Consider the following 24,319-nt stretch of genomic DNA (forward strand, 5'->3'; position numbering starts at 1 on the left):
ACCTTGCTACTATCCATATCTGGGTTCAAAGGATTTTATTAGTGGGATAGGTTCTTGAACTTGCCATTATGGGGTGATGGCTCAACAGCAGCAGATGGAACCAAATATGAACTGTACTTCGTCATGACCCCCACTTGTTTGACAAAAGATTCTACCGATTGCAAAAATGCTTAATCTACGGCGTTTAGTCGTAGATTAAGCATTTTTACTTGATTCTGAAGTGATAGGTGTAACAAAAAGTTCAGTCCACAGATAAAACCCTGTATCTTTAGATGGTTTGCTTTTTTCGTGTCTTGTCTTTCTAGATAAAATATGTATAAATACGAGATATTTTAGTTAAATATTTTATTGAGATCGGTGCTAATTACAGATGTGAATATAATAATTTATTGCTAATTAAAATTATTAGAACTAATTTTGTAAATTTATAAAATACTTTATTTTTTTGTATAGATTGTGAACTTAACTTGGGAATACTAAGTGTGAAGAAAGTTAAAATTATACATAAATTTATAATTGCTTAACTTTTTCTACTAGCGTTCGCTGCTAAATAATCTAGATTCCTTTTTTAAACCACAGTAGGGAACTAATCGGGTTCAATCGAAGCTGACTAAGTTCTCTCAAAACTCTCATTGACCCCAACAACAGTTTATTTACACTTGCTTGATTCATATATCCTGTTTAGTTAAGAATCACTTTAGGTTCAATACTATTCGGATAAAATAACCCCGCCTGGATTTAAGGGAGTGAAGGAAAAAATACTCTCTCTTTTAAAGAAAGCCAGTGTGTTGCCAACTTTTCTAAATTTATAGGAGCAAGTGTCAGCAAAGCTGGCTACCAGTTTTCTATTGAAAAAAAGCTGATTAAATATTTTTGTTTTGGTTGAGATCGCAATGTTAGGAACTGACGGTGGCGAACGTGGTAGTGGCAGATAGGACTAGTGTAAAGTTCTCTCTCGATTATTTGCAGGAATTTTTGAGTGTTGGGTCAAAAAACTGAAATCCCTCGTACTTTAGGCGGGGGATGAGCTTAAATTGCGGCAATGACTTTGCTAATGGCACAATTGAATGATGTGAGTTCGACTTGACGAGTGCCTTCATGTCCATAAGTCAAACTCACGCTGAGATAACTATCTGGTTTGTAGGGCAATCGTTCCGCCCATTCAACTGCCACAATTCCTGGTATCACTTCAACACCTTCCCAGTAACTTTCTAAATTTAGAGTTGCGACTTCTTGCGGTTCCAAGCGATATAAATCCAGATGGTAAAGAGGAAAGCGTCCTTCAGTGTACTCATTAATCAGCGTGAAAGTGGGACTGACAATGGGTTCAGCAATTCCTAAACCTTTACCAATGCCTTGAACTAAAGTAGTTTTACCAGTGCCTAAATCACCTTCTAGTAAAATTACACTCCCCGATGTCAGGGATTCGCCAAGAGTAATACCTAAGCGCAGCGTCGCTTCTGTATCTGCAAGAAAAATTTTCATGATTGAGGTATTGGGTATTACTGAATTAGTCTAAACAAATGACAAATGACAAATTTTCATCTTCCTTAATTTTGAATTTTGAATTTTGAATTTTGAATTCCCCGAAGGGACTGACTTCTACCGTACCACCGCAATAACACTTGTGCTAGTTTCTGCGGATTGTGACGTACAAAACCTGTTTCATCTTCATACAAAACATTAGCTGGAACAATCCGTCGCCCTAGTTGAGTTACGGCTTCTCTATCGAGGAAAACGGGATGGGAGTTTTGTTGGGCGTAGCGGATAAGTGATTGCTCCGAAGGAGATTTTTTGTGTATTAATACAGCATCGAATAGTCGTCTTTGTCCGCAAGCAGCATCAATTGCTCTGATGTGATCGGCAACAGTGTAGCCTTCAGTTTCTCCTGGTTGAGTCATTATATTGCAGATATAAATACGGGGGGCATCTGATTGAGCGATCGCATCGGCAATTTCTGGTACTAATAAATTAGGAATTAGGCTTGTATAAAGGCTACCTGGGCCAATAATGATATAGTCAGCTTCTTTAATTGCCTTAATAGCTGCTGGTACCGCCGGAGGATTAGCCGGAATGCAGCCAATTTTGACAATTTTACCACCAGCTTTGGGAATACTAGACTCCCCCTCAATATGACGACCATCGGCTAATTCTGCCCAGAGGCGAACATCACTGAGAGTTGCTGGTAGTACTTGTCCTCGCACCGCTAGAACTTTAGAACTAGCTGCAACTGCTTGTTCTAAATCTCCAGTAATATCACTCATTGCCGTTAAAAACAAATTGCCAAAACTGTGGCCAGTTAACCCATCTCCAGCCCGAAAACGGTATTGAAACAATTCTGTTAATAACTTTTCTTCATCTGCTAGTGCAGCCAAACAATTACGAATATCTCCTGGTGGTAGCACTCCAAACTCTTGACGCAAACGCCCAGAAGATCCACCATCATCGGCGACAGTAACAATTGCAGTAATATTAGCGCTATAGGTTTTCAGTCCTCTCAACAACGTAGAAAGTCCCGTACCACCACCAATTACCACTATTTTTGGGCCTCGGTACAATCGACGATGGGCTAGCAAGACATCAATGAGTTCCTCTCCGCCTTCTGCTCTTAGTACCTTAGTAATTGAGCCTACTGTGCGAGTTTGCCCCCAAAGCACTAATAGCAAACCGCCAAGCAGTACCAAAGGCCCACTGATATAGTTCGGTAAGAGGTTGGTGATGACTCCCAAGAAACCTCTAACCAACTCAATCATCCAAAAAATTGGGGTTAGCTTAATCCAAATGGCTAACCCCAAACTCGCCAGCAGTACACCTCCAACACTAATTAACAACCAACGTTTTACCGATAGTCCAGGGGATAACCATTTGAACCACTGGTTAACCCGATAAGTACGAGAGCGCGACTGCTTTTGCAGGGCGTTGAGGGCTTGTCTGAGAAAACCAATTGACATACCTGATTTGGAGCAGTGCTACAAACAATAATTAACAGAAAATTTACACCGCTTGGTTTAAAAGACCAGGCGTGAAACTATTATATTTATCAATCCTATTAGACTAAGAGCAAGTCGTGAAGATTGCCAGGATTTCTAATTAAACAATACCCTGGCTTGGTAAAAGTGAATTTAATGGAAAAACGAATTTTAGGATTAGATCCAGGACTGGCAATTTTAGGATTTGGGGCAATTAGCTACACACAAAATCTCAAAAAGGTGCAAGAGACTACAGTAAATATGCTGGATTTTGGAGTAATTAAAACGTCAGCAGATGTAGAAATGGGACAGCGCTTATGTACCTTGTTTGATGATTTACACACCCTGATAGAGGAATTTCAACCAGATCTAGTGGCGATCGAGAAACTCTTCTTCTATCGTATGTCAAGTACTATCCTGGTTGCACAGGCGCGGGGTATAGTCATTTTAGTGTTGGGGCAGCGTCGTCTTCCTTATGTAGAGTTTACCCCGGCTCAAATTAAACAAGCTTTAACAGGCTATGGCAATGCTGATAAGTCAGAAGTGCAAGAAGCGGTGGCGCGGGAGTTGGATTTAGATGAAATTCCTAAGCCGGATGATGCTGCGGATGCTTTGGCAGTGGCTTTGACGGCTTCTTATCAGCTGTAGGTTTTCATCAAAGATTTGGGTTTGGGGAGATAATGCTTTCTCTAAAAGCCCACAACACCAATACTGGACTCTCTTTCAGAAAACGCTCAGGGGCTAGTCCTGATGATGTTGCTCAATGCGATCGCCACCGGAAAGGGCGGTTACGCGATCGCAAAAAGTCTTGCTAAATAATTGTAATAATATTTAATATGAGTCTGGGTTGTCTAATTTAGATTAACTATTGCAGAGAAATTCTCTCAGACTGAGTAAAATGACAAATACAACGAGGCAACTATTTTATAGATTAGTTACCCTAGAACTGGAGACTATGTTTTCAGTCCTGAGTTACTTCTGTATTTTGCCTCTGAGGCATAGCAATTTAGACCACACTAAATCCTTCATTTAAGAGCTCCTACAAATCATAATGGCTGTGATTGAGAAGAAAAGAACTCGCGATCTGCCCCAAATTAACGAACGAATTCGCTTCCCGAAAATTCGGGTCATTGACACTGACGGTGCCCAACTGGGAATTATGCTCCCACAGGAAGCACTACAACTAGCAGAAGAAAAAGAGCTAGATTTGGTGCTAATCAGCGATAAAGCTGACCCGCCGGTTTGTCGGATTATGGACTACGGGAAATACAAGTTTGAACAGGAGAAAAAGGCGCGGGAAGCCCGGAAAAAGCAGCACACGGCTGATGTCAAAGAAGTTAAGATGCGCTACAAAATAGAAGAACACGACTACAATGTGCGTGTTAAGCAAGCAGAGCGCTTTTTGAAAGATGGCGATAAAGTCAAAGCAACTGTGATGTTCCGGGGTCGAGAAATTCAACACAGCGACCTAGCAGAAGATTTGCTCAAGCGAATGGCAACGGATTTAGAGCCTTTTGGTGAGCTTCAACAAGCGCCTAAAAAAGAAGGACGAAACATGATGATGCTCATCTCGCCTAAAAAATAATTCTCTAACTGTTTAATAGACCAAGTTTGAAAATCCCCTGGCTAGAAGTCGGGGGATTTTTTCATCTTTCATTTGAATGCAATATACGCTTTGGGCGCATAGTTAGCTGTGCAGTCTTACGAAAGCGTTTAAATTTATCTAAAATCGATAGTCCTGAACGCTGAGTGGGAAACATAATACTCAGTTGCTCAGGACTTTTGCTATTTCCAGGGGATGAGGAGGCAGAGGGGCAGGGGAGCAGAGGGGACAAGGTGACAAGGTGACAAAAGTTTAGAACTACCAACAAGTCTTTCCCCTTGTCCCCAATTCTCCTTGTCCCCAAGTCCTCTTTCCCATGCCCAATGCCCAATGCCCATTGCGCGGTGATACTACCAGAAAATAAAACTGCATGGAACTGAAAAATCACTGGTTGGCTGCAAATAAAGTTGCTTTACCACGACTACTACAGTGGGTGAATCTCCGACCAGAGGAGAGCGAACGAACCCAGATAATGTTTCTTTTTTACACAATTGTATGTGTAGGATTGCGGTGGGCAGAAGACAGTACGGTGGCGCTGTTTTTGGATGAATATGGGACTCATCTACTGCCGTGGATGTATATTGCTAGTGCGGCAATGAGTGCTGGACTGGTTTTTTTATACTCTTGGCTGCAAAAGATTTTTCCCTTACGTCGGGTAATTGTGGCGATCGCACCTTGCATGTTGATGCCATTAGTTTTATTAGTTGTATTACGTTGGGGATATCATTTTTCCTACCTGGCAGTGATTTCGGCATTTCTGCTGCGGCTGTGGGTAGATGCACTTTATGTGGTCAATGACCTCAACACTTCCATTGTCGCCAACCAAATATTTAATATTCGGGAGATTAAACGGACTTACCCACTGGTGAGTAGTGGGCTTTTAGTAGCAGATGTAATCAGTGGCTTTAGTTTGCCTTGGCTAGTGCAATACACCACGCTGAATAAGATCATCCTCATCGCCTGTATGGTGATTTTATTAGGATCGGGAATTCTATTCTATTTAACTCATCATTATCGAGCAGCTTTTCCTGAAACCCCACAAAGACTAGCTCCTGAACAACAAGTTTCACGAGAGCGTTTCATTAAAAGTCCTCTGAAGCGCTACGTCTGGCAGTTGTTTGCTTTTGTGGGACTATTGCAAGTTATTGGGTTGTTAATAGATTTTCAGTATCTACGCGAACTCCAATCCAATTTGAGCGACCGAGAACTTGCAAGCTTTTTGGGTCTTTTTGGTGGGATGTTGGGACTGTGTGAGTTGTTGTTGCAATGGTTTTTTTCCAGCCGACTCATCGAACGCATGGGGGTATTTTTCACTGCGACGCTTTTACCAATCACCGTCGGCTTTTCACTCCCAGGAGTGCTGGTATTGCTGCATTTAATTCCAGCCATGCAATCGCAAAGTTTTTTCTGGGGTTTGATAACTGTCAAATTCTGCGATGAACTTCTGCGCTACACCTTTGTGATGAGTAGCGGCCCCATCCTGTACCAACCGATTCCAGAGGGAATTCGCAGCCGGATGCAGACTTTATCTGGCGGAACCGCCGAAGCGATCGCTACAGGTTTGACAGGAGCGCTAATTTTTGTGACTATCTTGTTTTGTGGGCGGTTTGTACCCGAACCACTACAAAAATGGGTGTTAGTAGCAGAAACCATGCTGATAGCTGGCACTTGTTTAAAAGTAGTTTGGGAATTGCGATCGCGCTATGTAGAACTGTTAGTCTTGAGTGTGGCGCGGGGTCATTTGAGTGCAAGCAATGTCGGCTTGCGATTTTTCAAACAGGGTGTAGTCAAAGCTTTAGCAGAAAAAGGCTCTGAGGCTGATAAACGCTCTTGTATTGAACTTTTAGCCCAAATTGATTCCCTTGGAGCGGCAGAAGTTTTAGCCCCGCTACTAGTGAAGTTAACCCCAGATTTGCAGCGCCAAAGTTTGGAAGTGATGCTGATGGGAGGTGTAAACCCGGTTTATTTAGCCGCCATCCGTCCTTTGTTAGAAGAATCCCAAGAAACTAACCCCGAAGTTTTTGCTTTAGCGCTGCGCTACGTTTGGCTGGCTGAACCAAATCCTAATTTAAGCCTCTTAGAAGGATATTTACACCCCAGGCAAAACTCACTCATCCGCGCCACCGCCGCCGCTTTAGTCTTACGCCAGGGAACGCCCATGCAAAAGGTAGCAGCTACCCAAACCATGCGCCGGATGCTGACTCATAAGCAAGAACGGGAACGGGTGAATGGAGTTAGAGCGCTCAGAGAAGCAGTTTATTTGCAGGCATTGCGGATTCATATCCCGAATTTATTACAAGATGAGTCCTTACGGGTGCGCTGTGCCGTATTAGAAATGATTTCAGCCACCCATTTAGAAGAGTATTATTCGGCACTGATTGCAGCACTTTATTACAAATCAACCCGCAGTACAGCCATGTCAGCTTTAGTGAGACTAGAAAATGAAGCTTTAGAAATGCTGTTGCGGTTGGCTACCAATATTTACAAACCAGAAGTAGTACGAATGTATGCTTGGCGTACCATTGCTCAAGTAGGAACTCAGCAAGCATTGGAGACTTTATGGGAAAACTTGGAAATATCCTGGGGTACTACTAGGGATCATATTCTCCGCAGCTTACTAAAAATCCACAAACAACCAGGAATTAAAGGTTTAGTAGATCGATTTTATGAAAGTCGGGTAGAAAATTTAATTAAGCAGGAATTAAAATTTTTAGGTGAAATTTACGCTGCATATATTGACTTCCAAACATTAGACCAAAAAGAAAATTATCAATCCAATCAAAGGATTGTGATTGTCTCGGAATTATTGCAACGCGCCCTTCTAGAATTGGAATTGGATGTGAAAGAGCGGCTGCTACTATTACTGAAACTGCTTTACTCGCCAGAAAAGATGCAGGCAGCATCCTTTAATCTGCGATCGCTCTCAGTGGTAAACTTAGCGCGGGGCTTAGAAATCTTAGAGCATACCGTAACTTTATCTTCAAAATCTTTATTGCTGAATATTTTAGATAATCGACCACAGGCAGAAAAATTGCAATATCTTGTCGAAGCCAAGATCGTAGAATATGAGAACATGGTAGTTAGCGATCGCCTCCACAGATTGCTGATGTTAGGTAATTTCCTTTCTGACTGGTGTCTAGCTTGCTGTTTCCATTATGCTCAAGTGACACGCATCCGACTGACCAGTTCTGAGATACTAGTGAGCTTGCGTCATCCTACTGGCTTTGTCAGAGAAGCTGCGATCGCATATTTAAATATGGTTTCATATCGCGTTCTCCTGCAAATCCTCCCCCAGCTACAAAAAGATCCACATCCTTTGGTGTCCGCTCAAGTTAAAGAGTTACTCGAAAAATACCAATTCAAAAATTACAATTAAAAATCCTCCACCTCGAATAATTCTGTTATTTCCATTGCTGCTAAAGGATTTCAAATAAAAAAACATCCAATAACTGTGCAAGCTATTCTGAAGCAGAGGGAGCAGAATTAACGACAAATGACAAATGACAAATGACAAATGACTATTTGTTAACCTGTAAACTGAAGTAAAAATTCAAAGAATATCAGGAATCATGTACGTACTCATCGGTGGAGCAGGCTTAGTCGGCTTAAGTTTGGCGCAAAAACTGGTAGAACTAGGGCATACTGTTGCTGTAATTGACATTGACCCTATCGCTTGCCGCTACGCCCGCGAACAAGTAGGAGCAATGGCTTTTGAAGGCAGTGCTGTGAGTACAGAAGTATTGTTAGAAGCTGGGATTCGCAAAGCCGGTTCCTTGGCAGCAGTCCTCAGAAGTGATGCCTTAAACTTGGCAATGGTAACTCTTGCTAAACACTACGGCGTCACCCATATTTTGAGCCGGATGCGCCACCCCGATTTTGTCGAACCATTGCGGATAGCTGGAGCCAACCATATTATCAGTACTGTTGAACTATCAGTTGCAACAATGGTGAACGCCATTGAGTATCCACAAGTAGAATCAATGATGCATTTTGAGCAGGGACAGATTGAGGTTCTGAAACTTTCCATCCCCAACAATTGCTATGTTGCTGGTCGTAGCGTTGCCGAAATTGCTCAAGATCCCCAATTCCCTACTGGTTCGCTAATTATTGGCTATCAATCTCATCCCCACGAAGATTTGATGATTCCTAACGGCAGTACAATACTGGAACCTCATTCAACTGTGCTGATTGTGACTAAACCAAGATGCTTACATCAAGTCATTGATTTTATTGAACAAAAATGTTGAGCACAGTTCCTACCTAAACTGTTTATTAGGTAGGGTTAGCTACACATTTAACAATTCAAAATTCAAAATTCAAAATTCAAAATTCAAGACATTTTCAGACGGGGATTTACAGCAGTTTTCATATATTTGAACCACATCTGTTGTAGGGGCGCAAGGCCTTGCGCTCCTACCGCGTCGTCTATTTACAGAAACTGACTGGAGTCGGAGCCACTTTGCCTCTGCGCTACGTCTAATGGTTGGGTTCTTAAACCCCTTGATTTACGATAATAAAAAAATGGTGAGTTTTGATGAAGCTGTATAGATATATTATTTTAGCGATCGCTCTTATTTTTCTTGTATCTTGTCAATCAACACCCAAATCACAACCCGATGCCATTCCAGCAGCCCCATTGCAAAAAACAGTGACGCTGGATAAGAATTTTAAGATAGCCAGCGGTGAAACTCTTTATGTTCCAGTCTACTCTCATATCTATCATCACAATCGCCAAGAGATTTTTGAGTTAGCAGTTACGCTTAGTATTCGGAATACAGATTTGACTAATCCGATCGTTATTACTTCTGTGCGCTACTATAACTCAGAAGGGAAACTAGTTAAACAGTATTTAGAGCGCCCTATTCAACTTGATGCCCTAGCTTCGACAGATTTTTTTATCAATAGAAATGACACCAGTGGAGGTTTAGGTGCAAACTTCATTGTCGAATGGGTAGCCCAAACCGAAATATCCGAACCGATAGTAGAGGCAGTCATGATTGGTACTGACTTTCAACAAGGAATTTCTTTTATCAGTCCTAGCAGGGTAATTAAAAGTCAAAATAACAATAAGCGATCGCCTTTAAAATAGAAATCTTAAAAAGCTAATTTATCATTTCCTCGTTCCCATGTTCCTCACGGGAATGCATTCATTGAGTTTCTGACTGCATCTATAGCTGGAGGCAACAGATCCTAATCAGCCAAAACTCAAAGGTTTATCAACGAAGCTCAAAGGTTCATTCACGAAGCTCAGAGGTTCATTCCAAAGCTCAAAGGTTCATCAACGAAGCTCAAAGGTTCATCAACGAAGCTCAGAGGGTCATTCACAAAGCTCAGAGGTTCATTCACAAAGCTCAGAGGTTCATTCACAAAGCTCAGAGGTTCATCAACGAAGCTCAGAGGTTCATCAACGAAGCTCAAAGGTTCATTCACGAAGGCCAGACTATCCCCAATGCCCAATGCCCAATGCCCAATGCCCCATCTTTAATCATCTTCTAATTTCAGTAATTGTTCATCAAGAATTTGTATCCGCTCGCGCACAATTTCTTCTGAGAGAATTCGCTTTCGCATTGCCTCATTGAGCGCTCCTTTTTCTGCCAAGAGTAAACGTCGGCGAATAGCTTCAAGTTTACTGCTCTTGCCACTTCTACCTTCCACCTCATCAGGGCGACGATTATATAGTTCCCGCAGTATTTTTTCTGCACCGGCAATTCGTACCTGATAAGCTGAACGCATCTCTTCATAAACGGCTTTTGGTAATACCCCTGATTTCAATAGGCTATCTAATTCATCTTGTGCCGCCTTACCCGTCATCAACTGGGCTTGCAACTCTTCAACCTGTTGTTGAACTTCGGAAAATTTAGATAACTTTAAGCGTTTAACCACCCAAGGCAAACTTAAACCCTGTCCCACTAACGACACCAGCACACAGCCGAAGACTATAGCTATCAAAACTTCTCGCCCCGGCAGTGTTGTAGGTAAACTCAATGCCAGAGCCATTGAGAGCGAACCTTTGATGTTGCCTAAAAACAGTAAATGTTGCCAGCGCAGTGGAATTGGGCGGTCAATCCAACGAACTAATGCTAGCAGTGGATATACGGTAAGAACTCGCCCGATTTGATAAGCCAAAACTGCAAGTAGAATTGCAGGTAAAGTTTTCCAGAGTGTTACCAAATTTATTTCTACACCAATTAACAGGAAAATAAAGGTGTTGACAGTGAAACTGGCATATTCCCAGAAACTCAACAAGGTGATGCGGCTAGAAGCAGAAGTATTGCGAGAAAGACCTAAATTTCCAAAAATCAATCCAGCAACAACTACGGCCACAGGGCCTGATACACCGAGAAATTGCCCAACCTGAAAAGTTCCTAATGCAACTGCGACTGTCAGCAAAAGACTGCTCAGAGCATCATCTAAACGGGCGAATACAGGTATACTCAAGTAGCCTAAGACTAACCCGACAACGCAGCCTCCTAGAGAGATAAATAGCAGTTGTTGGATTCCTTCTACAAATGTGAGTGAGCCTGTTGAATATACTTGCACGATCAGGTTGAAGGAAACTAGGGCAGCAGCGTCATTGAATAGGGTTTCTCCTTCAACAATGGTGGAAAGCCGCGAGGGTACTGGTATATCCTTAAATACAGCAATCATGGAAACAGTATCAGTGTTTGCCAGAATTACTCCGACAAATAATGCAGGTATCCAATCCAGTCCCAAGACAAATTTCAACAGGACGGCAATAATCGCACTGGAAATCACAGCCCCGGGCCCAGCTAGTAGAGCAATTGGTTTAAAGGTGCTGCGTAGGCGGCTGACATCTGTATTAATACCAGCTTCAAAGATCAGAATTGGCAAGAAAAGATCCAAAACAAGGGTTGGACTTAAACCAATCCGACGAGACAATAACTCAGTGATGGGCAAACCTGCTATTACTAAACCCGTAACATAAGGGATTCCCAACCGCCGGGACAGCAAAGCTACACCTGTAGCCACAACCAAAAGAATAATTGAAACTTTGACTAATTCGGTAACATCCACTATTGCGTTTTAGAGAGTTAGTTTGACTTGACTGATAGATTCTCTCTTCATTCATGCCAAATTAGCAAGTTCAGGGTGTGGGTTCATCGAACTCACGTTAAAGTAGAGTCGCTCCGAAACATTTGAAAAAAAATGCAACACATAGACCATTTGTAGAGACGCGATTCATCGCGTCTTTACCCAAGGATGTGTTGCAATCATCAATTGAATTGGTATTAGTTTTGCGTCAGTCCTAATTTTAGTCGAACCCGATAACGCCCGGAATTTCAAGGACAAAATCTGCCCCATATACAGATGCAGGAGTCTGGAATCCTACCTTAACTTCGCCTTGAATCACCCGTTTGATAACTGCTACAGCCGCCAATGCCGTAAAATCGTATGCTTCTGGCCCTAAGAGCTTTGCAGTTACTTGTTGACCAGTTTCATCCTCAGCAATACCAATTACTCGAACTTGCCCCTTGGCTCGTTCTGCTGCCGTTGGCCCAGTGGGTAGAGTTTTAATTAGACTTGCTAAAGCACTTTGGAATAGAGACGAGTTAAATAACCCTCCCAAATACTGGCTCGACTCCATCAGGAAGCCCACAGGATTAGGAAATACGGTATAAACCTCAATATTGGGAATACCCGTACTTTGAAAAGCAGTGATAATATCAGCACGCCAAGGGTTTGTTACTGCTGTCTCAGGCCCATAACCAAAATCAACTTTACGTCTTTTCGATGCTGGGCGAGATGGGATGAGCTTACCTGCTTCTCGGACTACCCCGATATGATGTAAAGTTGGCAGTACTGTATTTGCAGTTCCCTGAGATACACCGCCCACTGTTTCATAGATTAAAATCAGTCGCGTTGCAGCTGCTAACTTCTGTTTCAGGTAAGCAGCTACACAATCAGTAGGGACAACACCAAATCCCACACCAGGGAGAAGCATTATCCCTGCATTTTTAGCCTCAGTATCTCGTGCCTGTAGCGCCTGAAATTCAGGTACTTCGCCAGCTATGTCTAAATAATGAGTTTTAGTTTGCAGGCAAGCATCGACAAGTGGCTTTGAGGTTTTGGAAAAAGGCCCAGAGCAGTTGATGACAGCAATTATATCCTCAAGAGAGCGAGCGATCGCCTGCGGATCGTCTAAGCCAAAAACCCGAAAGTCCAAACTTAATTCCTTGGCTACAGGTGCTAGTGAACTTTGATTGCGTCCAGCTAAAATTAATTCCAGTCCATTATTTTTAGCAGATTCAGCAATGAGTTTTCCAGCATAGCCAGTTGCACCATACAATAACACCCTTGATGTCATTATTATCACCAGCTAGGAGTTGTTCGCAATCTGCTGCCATAACCTGACTTCAGGTGGTTCAACTAAAAATTGTCCTGATTTTTCCCCTAAAGCTTTAATATACGGCTGCTCTAGGTGTTGAGCTAAAATTTCTTGGCTGACCCAGTTTTCATGCAACAGAAACAAAGATGGCTCTTCAACAGATTGATGTAAATCGTAATTAATACAACCTTCTTCTGCAAGTGTAAGAGCTATTACAGGTTGAAATTCCTGCTTAAAATTGTCTTCCAAACCTGGCTTCACTTTTAGTCGAGCGGTGACGGTTACTTTCTGATTTGACATTGTGATTCCTCTTTTTTAGTAAAACTAATTCAAGTATTAATGCTATTAATAATTTCTGAAGGCTTGAAGTAGTTATAAGGTATGGGGCGAGTTTGATTTCTAATGTCTATTTGCCGTTCTATTTCATGCAAATTCTGTTGAAATTGCACCACAATTTCCTGTGCCAACGGATCGGGAAACTCCTCATCATAAAAACCCAATTTGTCATAGTGGTACGATGTTAAAATCTCAGTCCACATTACCTGATCGGCAGCTTGTTTAAAGGGAGGAAGTATCTTCATAATAGTTTCCAAGTCCACGCCCTTAGTTTCTGGAATTGGGTGGTAGGCTGCATAGGGCATATTGGGTACAAAAGCCATATATTCGTACTGAGAAAAATTCAAAGCAGAGTGTAGAGGAGCGCAAGTGAATACTACCACACTGATGATTTCAATCAGTTGTTCTAAAGTCTCAATCTTGGCTGGCATTCCCTTGACTCTACCACCATCTTGAGCTACTAATTCTCTAGCCCAATTTTGCAACTCATAGTCGTCACTGATATCCTGTGAGGTTTGGTAATAGAGTTGCAAGTATTCAGCCACAAACTTTTCGACGGCATTCCAAATTAATATGCCATCGTCCCGGAAAGGAAAGTGCGGTAAAATTTCTGGATCGTCTGTTTGACGACTTTTTATTAACCGAGGGAAGGTAAACTTTTCCACACTCCATTCTTCATAAACCTTCGCTACAAATCCAAGAGACTCCGCCAATGAACCTGCCATAAACTCATCAACCGGGCCTCCAGGCTGTAAAAACTGAGTGCGTCCCAAATCGTTATCAAATAGCATGAAACGGAAGTGGGGTTTTAACAGTAAAGCGATGGGATGATTTTCTGCTAGTTGCCGCGCAGTGACAATCGCGAACGGAGCCATAACTGCATGGGTATAGGCGAAATGACTACCCAATTCTTGATGATTGCCATCAGCAATTTGAACGCAGGTTTTTGCCAAAAACCAATCTAAATGCGGGTCATCTGGTGTATAAATCACGCTTTTTGCACCAGAGTCATGATTAATCTGGATAGCAACAGGTACTAGAGAACCACCATTAGGACTATCATTACTTTGCCAGTAAAATAGAGCTTGTGGTTTGGGAAGGTACTTTTTAACATTCTCGTAGATACCACCTTTAATATCAGATAACAAAGGATAATCTAAGAAATACAGCTTGCCTTCCTTAAGTGCTTTTTCCAAAGTAAATTCTGTACCTGCTACCTTCTGAAAATGTGCATCTGTGACAGCAAAATTCTCAGGTAATACATCAATTTTTTGGATAGCTAATGGGTTCGCTCCAGAGAGTCGTTGTTCTGCAAAACAAGAGTCTGTTTTGTAATTTTTTATGACATCGGGTTTTGGTAGTAGTGACAAAAGCTCTTCATATTCTTCCAATTCATCTAATGGGTCTAAGAAGTTTCTGGCTTTGGCAGCTAGCATATTTGGTGCAAGAGTTGCCATACTTGCCAAACGTTTAGCAGTATATTCCGCTGAGAATATTTCCTTATGAGGAACTTTATCAATTACTGGTAAAGGAGCCAGATAATTGTAATTAAACTTGTACTCTTCTCGATTTTTATCTAGCCAATTAATTCGGACATTAACATCAGGATCTTTTTGTGGTAAATATGGTTTCACGATTATCTCCAATTCGTTTTTTGAGCGGGTGCTAGTAAATGATTAACGTCAGTATTTAGCAAACAAACTTCATTACAGAGTTTTCAGATACTCAATCAAAGCTTTTTTATTCTCATCAGATAAATCAGTGCTATAAATATGTCCCTGATTTGAATTAGCAGTTACCTTGGTATCGTATTTAAAACCTATAGCTTTGGCTTCATCTCCCTCAGTAATAAAACCAACTTTTTTTGGGTCGTAGACATCATATCCTCGATAGAAAACTTGAGGACGATTCTCTGGTTTCTCGAACAAATCTTGTAGAGATGGGACTGAACCATTATGTAAATATGGCGCTCTTAACCATAATCCATCTAGGGAAACGGATACATACCCATTGGTTTTACGTAAGTTTTTGAAGTCCCAAGAATAGCCATCACCAAAATGATTGTAAGTATCCGCTCCTTCTTGCGTCCACATATCTAACCGATGGCGGTCAGTTCCCACTTCTTCCACAGGAATAACAGTACCTGTTCTTTCCCCACCAAAAGCGTGACAAGATGCACAAGTATTAGCAAAAATTTGACTTCCTTTTGCAGCCACTTGCTCATCAATAGCAAATGGATATTTAGGAGGTGGTAGTTCTTGAATAAAATCTTCTACTCGTTGTAAATCGGCTACAGGAAGTGATTTTTTGGTAGCACCATCACCAATTGCTCCAGTTTGAACAGTTTCTGTTAGTGAAGTTTCTAACCCATCCCAATGAAGTGCAAACCCTTTGTGCATCTTTTGATTCCAAAGAGGCATCATATCAGAGTTGCCAATAGTGTTATCTTTAGGCAACTTCAAAGTATTGAATTTAACTGGATTAAAAGGATCGATTCGACCAGGCCCCCAGTTAGGACGGGAATCTGTCCAACTATAGTCTTCTTTTTGTTGCAGCAGTGCTTTCTTAGTTTGAGGAATTAGCAGATAGCGATAAAGTAAATTTTCTAACCAGGAAAGGTTGTAATTATATTTGATTTCGTCAAGGATATAATCTGCTGTGAATCTAGGATCGCCAGCAGTTGCACTCAAAAATCGTAAATAGCCTTGTGAATCAAATTTATTAGCAGGAGCCGCAGCCACAATTGTGGGTTTATCTTTCTCTGTTTTTCTATAGGTAGCAGTATGGCAAACAGCGCAAGTTATACCGACACGAGGGAAGCCAATGGTTTTTTTCGTAAACCCAACTGGCATTTCTTTACCCTCTTCCCAAGTGATTCCCAAGGAAGTATAACCACCTGGCCCTGGTAATTTATCAGGGAATATTCGTGGTAGTACCAGCCAAATCCAATAGGGAACACCTTGCGCTTCTTCTGTGCCAATAGAACCATATTTAAAGTGTTCTTCAGACGATTCATAATATGTGGGAACCTCTCGAAAAAGGTTGTACCATCCCACATACCCAACTACACCAGCTAAAAGAACCACAATTAAAACGATGCTTGTGATTACCCTACCTATTTTATTTTTGAGTATTGTCATGGCACTCTTTTGCTCCTTTGCAGAAGAATCTGTTTGTAGTGTAGAAATATATCTACACTAGACTAGGGATAAAATTAGGAGAATTGCTTCACTGAAATTGCAGCGATTGCATTTTGCTACGCATTGCTAGGGTCAGAAGAATTAGTTCCGCTAATCCGAAAAACAGGTCTACAAAAGCAATGGATAAAAATCCTTTATCTTGCCCAAAGAAAAGCACTGCACAAATGAAAAATGTTGATCCAAAAGCTCTTGAAGGAAATATTGATATCCAGGCAGTTGCCTGATATCGGTACGGATCAAGTGCCCCAGGAATATAAAATGCACTAATAATAAACAACAGCATTCCCGCAGCACGAACCCAGATAATTGGCTCTGGTATATGCATTTGAAGGAACGTCAGCATTAATTCTGGAAAGAAGCAAGAGGGAATGACAAAAAGCATATTAACAATAATGCCAACCCAAGTAACGCGACTAAACCATTTAGCGTAATTATTCATTTTTTCTCCTTTTAAAGCTTTTTCATGTACTCAACTAGGGCATTTTTATCTTCTGTAGGAAGATCGGTTCCATATAAATGGCCACTATTACTATTTCCAGGCTTTGTGGTATCGAACTTAAAGTATTGCTTACCGTTTTCTACACCGACATCAGATACAAAGCCAACTTTTGCTCTGTCAATCACATCGTAGCCACGATAGAATTCTTTAGGTCTATTTTCTGGTGTTTCTAGTAAATCCTGTAAGGTGGGAACTGAGCCATTGTGCAAATAAGGGCCGCGTAACCAAACACCATCAAGGGGCATATTTGCATAGCCATTAGTCTTACGGAAATTCTTAAAGCGCCACGGATACCCTGTATACAGAGTATTTTGGTTAGACATCGTTTTGTAGCTATATGAGTCGAGACGATGAGGGTCTGTACCAATTTCTTGAATTGGGACAACTTTGCCTGTATATGCACCACCAAAAGCGTGACAACTAGCACAATTGCTTTCAAAAAGCTGTTCTCCCTTCGCTGCTATAGTTTCGTTAACTTCGTAGGGATATTTTGGTGGTGGTAGTTCCCATAACCAATCGGCAACTCTTTGAATTCGAGGCAAATCAATCGTTGTGGGTGTGACTCCAGCGCCTAAAGCTGCACTCTTATTTCGTTCATCAACGGAAGTGTTATTACCATCCCAATGTAACTGCAATCCCTCACGAGGTTTTTGATTCCAAACGGAAGGGAAATCAGAAGTACCAATCAGTTCATCCTCACGCAACTTATCCATTGGGAAATGAAATTGAATTGCTTTATAAGGATTAAAAGTATCTACTCTTCCTGGGCCCCAATCTGGCTGTTTTTCAACAAACTTAAGTCGAGATGCCTGATTAATTAGTGCGTCTCTAGTTTGAGGAATTGCAATAAAGCGATAAAGTAATTTTTCAATGGGATTAAGACCACCACTGATTTTTTCAATTTCTGGCAACATCCGGTTAGCAGTAAAGCGCTCATCTACACCAACTGCTGATAAGAATTTGATATATCCCTGCAAATTAACTACATTTGCAGGCATTGCCGTGATGACTTGATGTTCGCTATTAGGGGTATTTCGCAGCGTTCCTGTATGACATACAGCACAATTCAAGCTAACTCTATCGATAAAGACTCGCCGTTGCGAAAAACCTATAGGTAAATCTTTCTCAGGTTCTTTGATAAATCCCAAAGAAGTATAACCTTTTCCAGGTAATTTATCTGGGAATAATTCTGGTAAAACTTTCCAAATCCAGTAAGGGATGCCATTGACTGGTTCGCTGCCGATTGAACCATATTTAAAATGGTTTTCAATATCAGCATAATCCACTGGGGAGTTAGATAAAACAGGCCAAAGGAAAAATACTGCTACTGCTACAATACCTACAATTACAACCCAAATCCGCTGGAAGATTCCTTTGATTGAGGTTGGAAGTAGGGTAGGGTTTGTTTGTTCAGTCATGAAACACTCCCCATGTTGTCGAGATTATTTTTAAGCGAAATTGTCGATGCGATCTGCATCGCTTGTTTATCTAGATAAATTTGCAAACTGAGTTTCATGAAAGACTGACATTACTTCTTCCATCATCTCTTCATAGCTATTAAAGCGATCCTGCTCGTAACAACCCAAAGGATTTTCAATTACATTCAGCAGACATTTATTGCAATAGGTACAGGGTTTATCTGCCAGGTCTTTACCTTCTTTAAAAGATTTAACTAAGTCATTATTAGCAATTAGGGTACGAGCCATTGTCACGCCATCACAATAATGCTCGTCAATTGCCTGACGAATATAAGAAGCTTGCTGTAAACCACCTGTACATAATACGGGAATATTAACGTGCTTTTTAATTTCTCTGGAATCTAGTAAGTTTCTGCCTTGATTCTCTATTAGTAGCTGTTTGATTTTAGGATCTTTTACATCATCACCACTAAATGCTTGAGGAGGCAATTGTTTTTTCACACGATTCCATAAAAAATTGAAAATTGGATGCAAAAATGCTTTGCGAAATAAAATGTAGTTGCGTGTAGTTTCTACGCCACTTGACAACATGGAATCATAAGTTTTAGTAATGATATCAAAATTAAAATCACCAATGGGATTGAGTGGGTGAGGAAATAAGCTACCAGTTGACACATGCACGGCATCAGCCCCAGCTTCTTCTGCCCATTTACAAACTTGGATGGAATCTTCTATGGTATTACCTCGTTTTTCCCAAAAGGTGACGGCGTTGTTATAGTCAACGGCACTAATTTTGAATTGTAGATGAAAATCGTTGCCTACTTCTTTGCGGATTGCTCTAATTACATCTAGCAAAAACCGCGCTCGATTCTCTAATGAACCACCATATTCATCTTGACGGTCGTTAATTCCAGAACTGAGAAATTGATTAAAAAGATATCCATTAGCACTGTGCAATTCTACTCCGTCCAAACCTGCTTCACGGGCACGTCTAGCACCATCGGCGAAGTATTGGATTGTTTCTTTAATCTCTTTTTGTGTCATCGCTTGACACAAAAAGCCGTGGAATGGCTCAGTTTGGCTAGTGGAACTTAAGGCTTTTTTTCCTAAGTTTTCTACACCACCAATATCTTGCTGTCGCCCCGAATGACTTAATTGCAAAATAAATTTACAGTCATATTCGTGGACTCTTTCTCCTACTTTTCGCCAAAAGGGAATACGTTCATCACAGTTAATGGTGGCGTAATTGGGCATAATTCGTCCCCGGATGGCGACTGGGACAAAGGAACTAATAATCGCTCCTACACCACCACGAGCAAACTTTTCTTCCCAGTTGATTCGGGCTTGAGTACCTGAACCATCATAGTTATCCCATCTGCCAGAAATACTAGAGCGAAATATCCGATTTTTTACTGTGAGATTACGAAATCTCAATGGCTCAAATATAATATCGTTTTCCATGTGTTTCTCTGTCTTTATCTATTGTTTCGGCAATAAAATTAGGTGTCAAAATTATTCGTAGCACTAACAGTCTCGCCAGAGAAGTATTTTTTTAGGTCTCTGGGAGAGCAGTTTTTTATGTCTACAAATCTACAGTGGAGGTTTTCGGATGCGATCGCTAAGTATTAAGTTTTTGTTACTTAAATTTACTTAACCAGTTTCAGCATGGATATTTATCCTTATTGGTTTTTACAGTTATATAAAGACTTTTGCAATTTGTAAACCTATCGGTATTTACAGAGCAATTCTTAAAAAAAGTGAAAATTTCCATCTTTTATTTTTCTTCAAAGGTTAAGGCAACCTTAAAAGTAGCTAAAAGGAGCTGCTCACAATTTGTTACAAACCTAACCAAGTAGGTAGGAAATCGATATAACCATAGCAAATTGGTTATTGAAGACCATTGTAAATTTACAAATTTTTAAATTTTTGATGTAGAAATGTATAAAAGTTTATTGATGACGTTTTACAAAGTTGTGTAGTAACTTCATATATAACGAACCTCAGTAAGGTACATTAATCATCAAAATCTCCTCAGACTAAATCTGGAAAATGGGAAATTGGTGATGAAGCATTAATGTACCTCTGCAAACGTGAGGTGCAATGGAAAAGGTTTAGGTGTTACAACCAGAGAGTTTTATGAAAAAGACAAGTCTAATTTTTAAGGGCTGTCTGCTCCTCCTATTCGTGACTGTGTTTATAGTCTGCGGCTTTTATGGAACGCCTACGGCTCTAGCTGATGAGTATAGTGAAATACCTACATCCATAAGTACCGAGTATTCGGATACGGGTGTATCTGAATACCCTGATAACTGCGAGGGTATCGGTTATCTCCCAGAGTACACAAAGGAGAATTTGACAGATGCCGAAAAACGGGGTCGTTGCACTTGGTACTTATGGACTGGCGGTAATTCTAAGTACTATCGTGATTTAGCGAAGCGAACGCATGGTGGTGTTGACCTGCTAAAGCTGATTGACTCGCGCGTGCATGACGAGCGATTGCAACGTTATGGTGCAATTAACGATCCTGGATGTGAAAAGGCGACAGCACCAGATGAATATGGTTTGTGGCTAGATAAATGTAAAGATCCGCTCTCAACTGGCGTTATTGGGTTGCGTAAGTTCCAAAACCCCAACTTCGACTCGACAAAATGGAACCCTGTTGAATATGCCAAAACTTCACAAATTGAGCCTCCATACGTAATCGGGCAGTCCTGCGCCATCTGTCATGTAGCGTTAGATCCCCTTAATCCACCCAAAGACAAGGAACATCCAAAATGGGAAAACCTTGTAGCAGCATTGGGTAATCAGTACATTAAGGAAAATAAATTATTTGCATCCAGCGTTGGAGAAAATAGTTTTGTTAAGCAAGTACTTGATTCTCAAAGACCTGGAACTTCTGATACTTCTCGGATTGCCACCGATCACATCAACAATCCGAATGCGATCAATTCCATTTTTAATTTAGGCGATCGCCCCAAATATCCAGAGGTGATGAACGATGGTTCAACCAAGGATGTTAATCATATTCTCAAGGATGGTGCGGACTCTACAGGAGTGGCAAATGCCTCACTACGCGTCTACGTCAACATTGGGATGTGCGGCGATTACTGGACAAGTCTTCACGAGCCTTTATTAGGCAGAACTCCCCAAAAACCTTTTGATATTGAAAAGGCGCGGAAGGAGTGCGAAGGCTGGAGACAGACAGAAGCACGCATGGCTGATGCCGAAGCATTCTTAAAAACCATCAAGCCGATGCACCTGAAAGATGCACCAGGTGGCGAACAGTTCTTGACTAAAGATGAGGAAGTTCTCAAACGTGGGAAGCTGATTTTTGCCAGCACTTGTGCTAGTTGCCATTCCAGCAAAAAGCCACCTGCTGAAATTGCAGCTGACCCCGAACAGGCTCAAAAATGGTACGAAGAGTCTGTACTCAGTAGTAATTTCCTCGACCACAACTTCTTGTCTGATGACCAGCGTTATCCAGTTACCCTAATTGGTACTAATGCGGCGCGATCGCTAGGAACAAATGCCTCTAAAGGGCATATTTGGGATCAGTTCTCATCGAAGACGTTCAAAGAACTCCCTTCACCAGGTACTTTGACACTGTACAACCCCTTCGATCAGAAAAAACCCATCGAATTTAAGATACCTGACGGCGGTTTGGGATATTACCGTACACCCTCACTAGTGAGCATTTGGGCAACAGCACCACTTCTGCACAACAACACACTAGGACTTTACAACGAAGATCCTTCAGTGAAAGGACGTGTAGAAGCCTATACGGATGCGATGGAAAAGCTGCTATGGCCTGAAAAGCGTGAGGGAATTATCAGCAGGACATCTAAAGATACCAAATTAGAGCTTCCTCCAGGAGATCCGAATCCGAGATTTAGGCTTCCTGTTCCTAAAGGTACACCTGTGAATTTGCTAGCAAGCATCAATATGAGAGAGGCGATTACATCTCTGAATCTCGGCAGCCTTTTTCAAGACTTGAAACCGGAGGGTGGAATTAAGGGTAAGTTGGCACGTGTACTTTTAAGAGCCAACAAATCTCCTGATTTTGTAGAAGATGAGGGTCATTATTTTGGCTCAAATCTCCCAGATGAAGATAAGAAAGCCCTAATTGAGTTCGTGAAAACTTTCTAAGTACAGCTCCCGTGTAAAATCGTAGTGTTTTAAACGCAGAGAATTCGCTACGAATTAATAAAATGTTGTACTAAGACAACTTGTCTTGATATTCTGCACTCGTTTCCAGGTTAAATCTGGGAACGAGAAAAATATTGATTAAATAGCAAGGATATATATGGCGTATTTACCAATCGTCTTCGTTCGTGGATATGCAGGTACAGAAAAAGACGTTGAGCAAACAGTCAACGATCCGTTTTATGGATTCAATAGTGGTTCAACCCATATTCGAGTAGATGAGAAGGAAAATCCCCAGAAGTTTTTTTTCGAGAGTCCCTTGCTGCGGCTAATGACCGATCATGGTTATCAACCAATTGTTAACAATCAGAATGTGAGCAATCAGATTAAAAGATTGTCCGAGCAACTTCATCAAACTATTTGGATCTATAGATTTTATGATATATCTACACCTAGCTTTGGCTCCTCAAGTGTCGTTCGGCAGGAAATGGAGCAAATAGCTCAGGGTTTAAGAGACTTGATCCAGAATGTCAAAAAAACGACAGGTGCTGATAAAATTTATCTGGTTGCCCACTCGATGGGAGGTCTTGTTTGTCGCAGCTTGATTGAAAAGATTTATCCAGAACAAGGCGAGCAAGCTGCCGATCATATTGACAAATTCTTTACCTACGCTACACCTCATGGTGGTATTTATTTTGAGGTCGGGGGTGGCTTAATTGAAAATCTCAGGGACAGGTTTCAATTGAATAATTCTGATGACTTTGGCCCTCAACGGATGTACCAGTATTTAACACCTAATATTAAGCCAACGGCTGAGTTACCCGATAACTTTCAGCTACAACAATTACAAAGTATAGATAATGCATTTTCGCCAAGCCGCGTTTTTTCTCTAATCGGCACGAATGCACATGATTATGAAGAAGCTTTTGGTCTTTCACGCAATCTTGTTGGGGTGAAAAGTGATGGTCTAGTTCAGATTGATAAAGCTTATATCCTTGGATCTCATCGTGCTTATGTTCATCGCTCTCATGGTGGACGTTATGGCATATTGAACTCCGAAGAAGGTTATCAAAACCTACAACGATTTTTGTTTGGTGATATTCAGGTGAAACTGTCTCTGAGCAATGTTGAGTTACAAGACCTGGACAAGAACTTTTATCAACTAGAAACTAGGGTGGCTTTGCGTGGTCTTCCTATTCCTATATATGAGCAAGCGATCGCTCATTATTGCCCAATTACACAAGAGTTAACCCGAACAGATAAACCTATTCCGCTATTTACAGCTTTCTTAATTCCAAAAAACTCAGTCAATGATGATAATACCTGTAGATATGCCCTGCGTTTAGCGCTGCATTCCTTTACAAAACAAGAGACGAATTGGTTACGTGACCATCATCTCGACCAAGTACCTTTGTGGTCTGACTATCTAATTACTGATGTTGCCGAATCAAATAGCACTTATGAGGCTAAATACAGTTGGAATTCTGAAGACAAAGAGCCAGTAACAAAATTAAATCCGACTTCAGAATCTAGTCCAGATATATATGTTGCGTATATTTCTTTACCTGAACGCGGTCAAAAAATCTTAGGAACAAATGCAGCAGTTCGCTTGGAAATTTCCCAATGGAAATAAATAAGTGCTTGTTGTTGTGTAGTCAGTAATTAGGTGTGTTTACTTAGCACTGTTTAATTATTTTGGAGAGAGAATAATCAAGCTTAAAGAACGTTAGGTTAATAATGGCTAATAACTAATGATTCATAAAAAACATGAGTGAAAAACAATGGAGAGATGAAGCCTACGTTT

The 24,319-nt window shown here is 41.1% G+C and carries 19 protein-coding genes; 8 read left to right on the top strand and 11 right to left on the bottom strand.

From position 1 onward, the window contains the following. Nucleotides 1–1,029: 1,029 nt before the first annotated feature. Together tsaE and RM049_RS23520 are read right to left on the bottom strand one after the other, a co-directional pair. A complete protein-coding gene (tsaE, locus tag RM049_RS23515) occupies nucleotides 1,030–1,485 on the bottom strand; it encodes a tRNA (adenosine(37)-N6)-threonylcarbamoyltransferase complex ATPase subunit type 1 TsaE (protein ID WP_322673187.1) in 456 nt (151 codons plus the stop codon). 65 nt (nucleotides 1,486–1,550) lie between these two features. Next, nucleotides 1,551–2,951 (bottom strand): gluconeogenesis factor YvcK family protein, encoded by a 1,401-nt coding sequence (locus tag RM049_RS23520; protein ID WP_322705873.1) that lies wholly within the window; start codon nucleotides 2,949–2,951, stop codon nucleotides 1,551–1,553. A 174-nt stretch (nucleotides 2,952–3,125) separates the two neighbouring features. On the opposite strand from RM049_RS23520, the gene ruvC reads away from it, so the two are divergent. The 6 genes from ruvC (at nucleotide 3,126) to RM049_RS23550 (ending at nucleotide 9,661) form a co-directional block, all read left to right on the top strand. Beyond that, the gene (gene ruvC, locus RM049_RS23525; RefSeq protein ID WP_322673185.1) at nucleotides 3,126–3,617 is read left to right on the top strand and encodes a crossover junction endodeoxyribonuclease RuvC; all 492 of its coding nucleotides are present in this window, start codon (nucleotides 3,126–3,128) and stop codon (nucleotides 3,615–3,617) included. Nucleotides 3,618–3,649: 32 nt separating this feature from the next. Next, complete coding sequence (locus tag RM049_RS23530; protein ID WP_322673184.1) at nucleotides 3,650–3,784, top strand: hypothetical protein; 135 nt, start codon at nucleotides 3,650–3,652, stop codon at nucleotides 3,782–3,784. A gap of 236 nt (nucleotides 3,785–4,020) precedes the next feature. Then, entirely contained in the window at nucleotides 4,021–4,554 is a 534-nt protein-coding gene (infC, locus tag RM049_RS23535) for a translation initiation factor IF-3 (RefSeq protein WP_322673183.1), read from the top strand. 388 nt (nucleotides 4,555–4,942) lie between these two features. After that, on the top strand, nucleotides 4,943–7,948 hold the full coding sequence (locus tag RM049_RS23540) for an MFS transporter (protein WP_322705874.1): 3,006 nt from the start codon (nucleotides 4,943–4,945) through the stop codon (nucleotides 7,946–7,948). Nucleotides 7,949–8,141: 193 nt separating this feature from the next. After that, nucleotides 8,142–8,819, top strand: a complete 678-nt coding sequence (locus RM049_RS23545) for a TrkA family potassium uptake protein (RefSeq protein WP_322686536.1) — start codon at nucleotides 8,142–8,144, stop codon at nucleotides 8,817–8,819. A gap of 287 nt (nucleotides 8,820–9,106) precedes the next feature. Next, nucleotides 9,107–9,661 carry a DUF3124 domain-containing protein gene (locus RM049_RS23550; protein ID WP_322673180.1) on the top strand — a complete coding sequence of 185 codons (555 nt, stop codon included), beginning with the start codon at nucleotides 9,107–9,109 and terminating at the stop codon, nucleotides 9,659–9,661. 158 nt (nucleotides 9,662–9,819) lie between these two features. Here the strand turns inward: RM049_RS23550 and RM049_RS23555 are convergent, their stop codons facing one another. The 9 genes from RM049_RS23555 to RM049_RS23595 form a co-directional block, all read right to left on the bottom strand. Beyond that, the gene (locus RM049_RS23555; RefSeq protein WP_322705876.1) at nucleotides 9,820–10,002 is read right to left on the bottom strand and encodes a hypothetical protein; all 183 of its coding nucleotides are present in this window, start codon (nucleotides 10,000–10,002) and stop codon (nucleotides 9,820–9,822) included. Nucleotides 10,003–10,053: 51 nt separating this feature from the next. Further along, a complete protein-coding gene (locus RM049_RS23560; RefSeq protein WP_322705877.1) occupies nucleotides 10,054–11,607 on the bottom strand; it encodes a cation:proton antiporter in 1,554 nt (517 codons plus the stop codon). Between the two features lie 238 nt (nucleotides 11,608–11,845). Continuing rightward, complete coding sequence (locus RM049_RS23565; protein ID WP_322705878.1) at nucleotides 11,846–12,898, bottom strand: saccharopine dehydrogenase family protein; 1,053 nt, start codon at nucleotides 12,896–12,898, stop codon at nucleotides 11,846–11,848. 12 nt (nucleotides 12,899–12,910) lie between these two features. Beyond that, on the bottom strand, nucleotides 12,911–13,219 hold the full coding sequence (locus RM049_RS23570; RefSeq protein ID WP_322705879.1) for a putative quinol monooxygenase: 309 nt from the start codon (nucleotides 13,217–13,219) through the stop codon (nucleotides 12,911–12,913). A gap of 29 nt (nucleotides 13,220–13,248) precedes the next feature. Beyond that, a complete protein-coding gene (locus RM049_RS23575; RefSeq protein WP_322705880.1) occupies nucleotides 13,249–14,889 on the bottom strand; it encodes a lipoxygenase family protein in 1,641 nt (546 codons plus the stop codon). A gap of 72 nt (nucleotides 14,890–14,961) precedes the next feature. After that, nucleotides 14,962–16,395, bottom strand: coding sequence for a c-type cytochrome (locus RM049_RS23580; protein ID WP_322705881.1), 1,434 nt, complete (start codon nucleotides 16,393–16,395; stop codon nucleotides 14,962–14,964). Nucleotides 16,396–16,483: 88 nt separating this feature from the next. Beyond that, on the bottom strand, nucleotides 16,484–16,894 hold the full coding sequence (locus tag RM049_RS23585) for a hypothetical protein (protein WP_322686530.1): 411 nt from the start codon (nucleotides 16,892–16,894) through the stop codon (nucleotides 16,484–16,486). 11 nt (nucleotides 16,895–16,905) lie between these two features. Next, nucleotides 16,906–18,372: a c-type cytochrome gene (locus RM049_RS23590; RefSeq protein WP_322705882.1), complete on the bottom strand. Its 1,467-nt coding sequence runs from the start codon at nucleotides 18,370–18,372 to the stop codon at nucleotides 16,906–16,908. Nucleotides 18,373–18,438: 66 nt separating this feature from the next. Then, nucleotides 18,439–19,833, bottom strand: coding sequence for an NADH:flavin oxidoreductase (locus tag RM049_RS23595; RefSeq protein ID WP_322705883.1), 1,395 nt, complete (start codon nucleotides 19,831–19,833; stop codon nucleotides 18,439–18,441). Nucleotides 19,834–20,508: 675 nt separating this feature from the next. On the opposite strand from RM049_RS23595, the gene RM049_RS23600 reads away from it, so the two are divergent. Further along, nucleotides 20,509–22,518 (top strand): hypothetical protein, encoded by a 2,010-nt coding sequence (locus RM049_RS23600; RefSeq protein ID WP_322705884.1) that lies wholly within the window; start codon nucleotides 20,509–20,511, stop codon nucleotides 22,516–22,518. A gap of 157 nt (nucleotides 22,519–22,675) precedes the next feature. After that, nucleotides 22,676–24,148 (top strand): lipase family alpha/beta hydrolase, encoded by a 1,473-nt coding sequence (locus RM049_RS23605; protein ID WP_322705885.1) that lies wholly within the window; start codon nucleotides 22,676–22,678, stop codon nucleotides 24,146–24,148. The last annotated feature ends 171 nt before the right edge of the window (nucleotides 24,149–24,319 follow it).

The organism is Nostoc sp. DedQUE04, assembly GCF_034530995.1.
Classification (GTDB): domain Bacteria; phylum Cyanobacteriota; class Cyanobacteriia; order Cyanobacteriales; family Nostocaceae; genus Nostoc.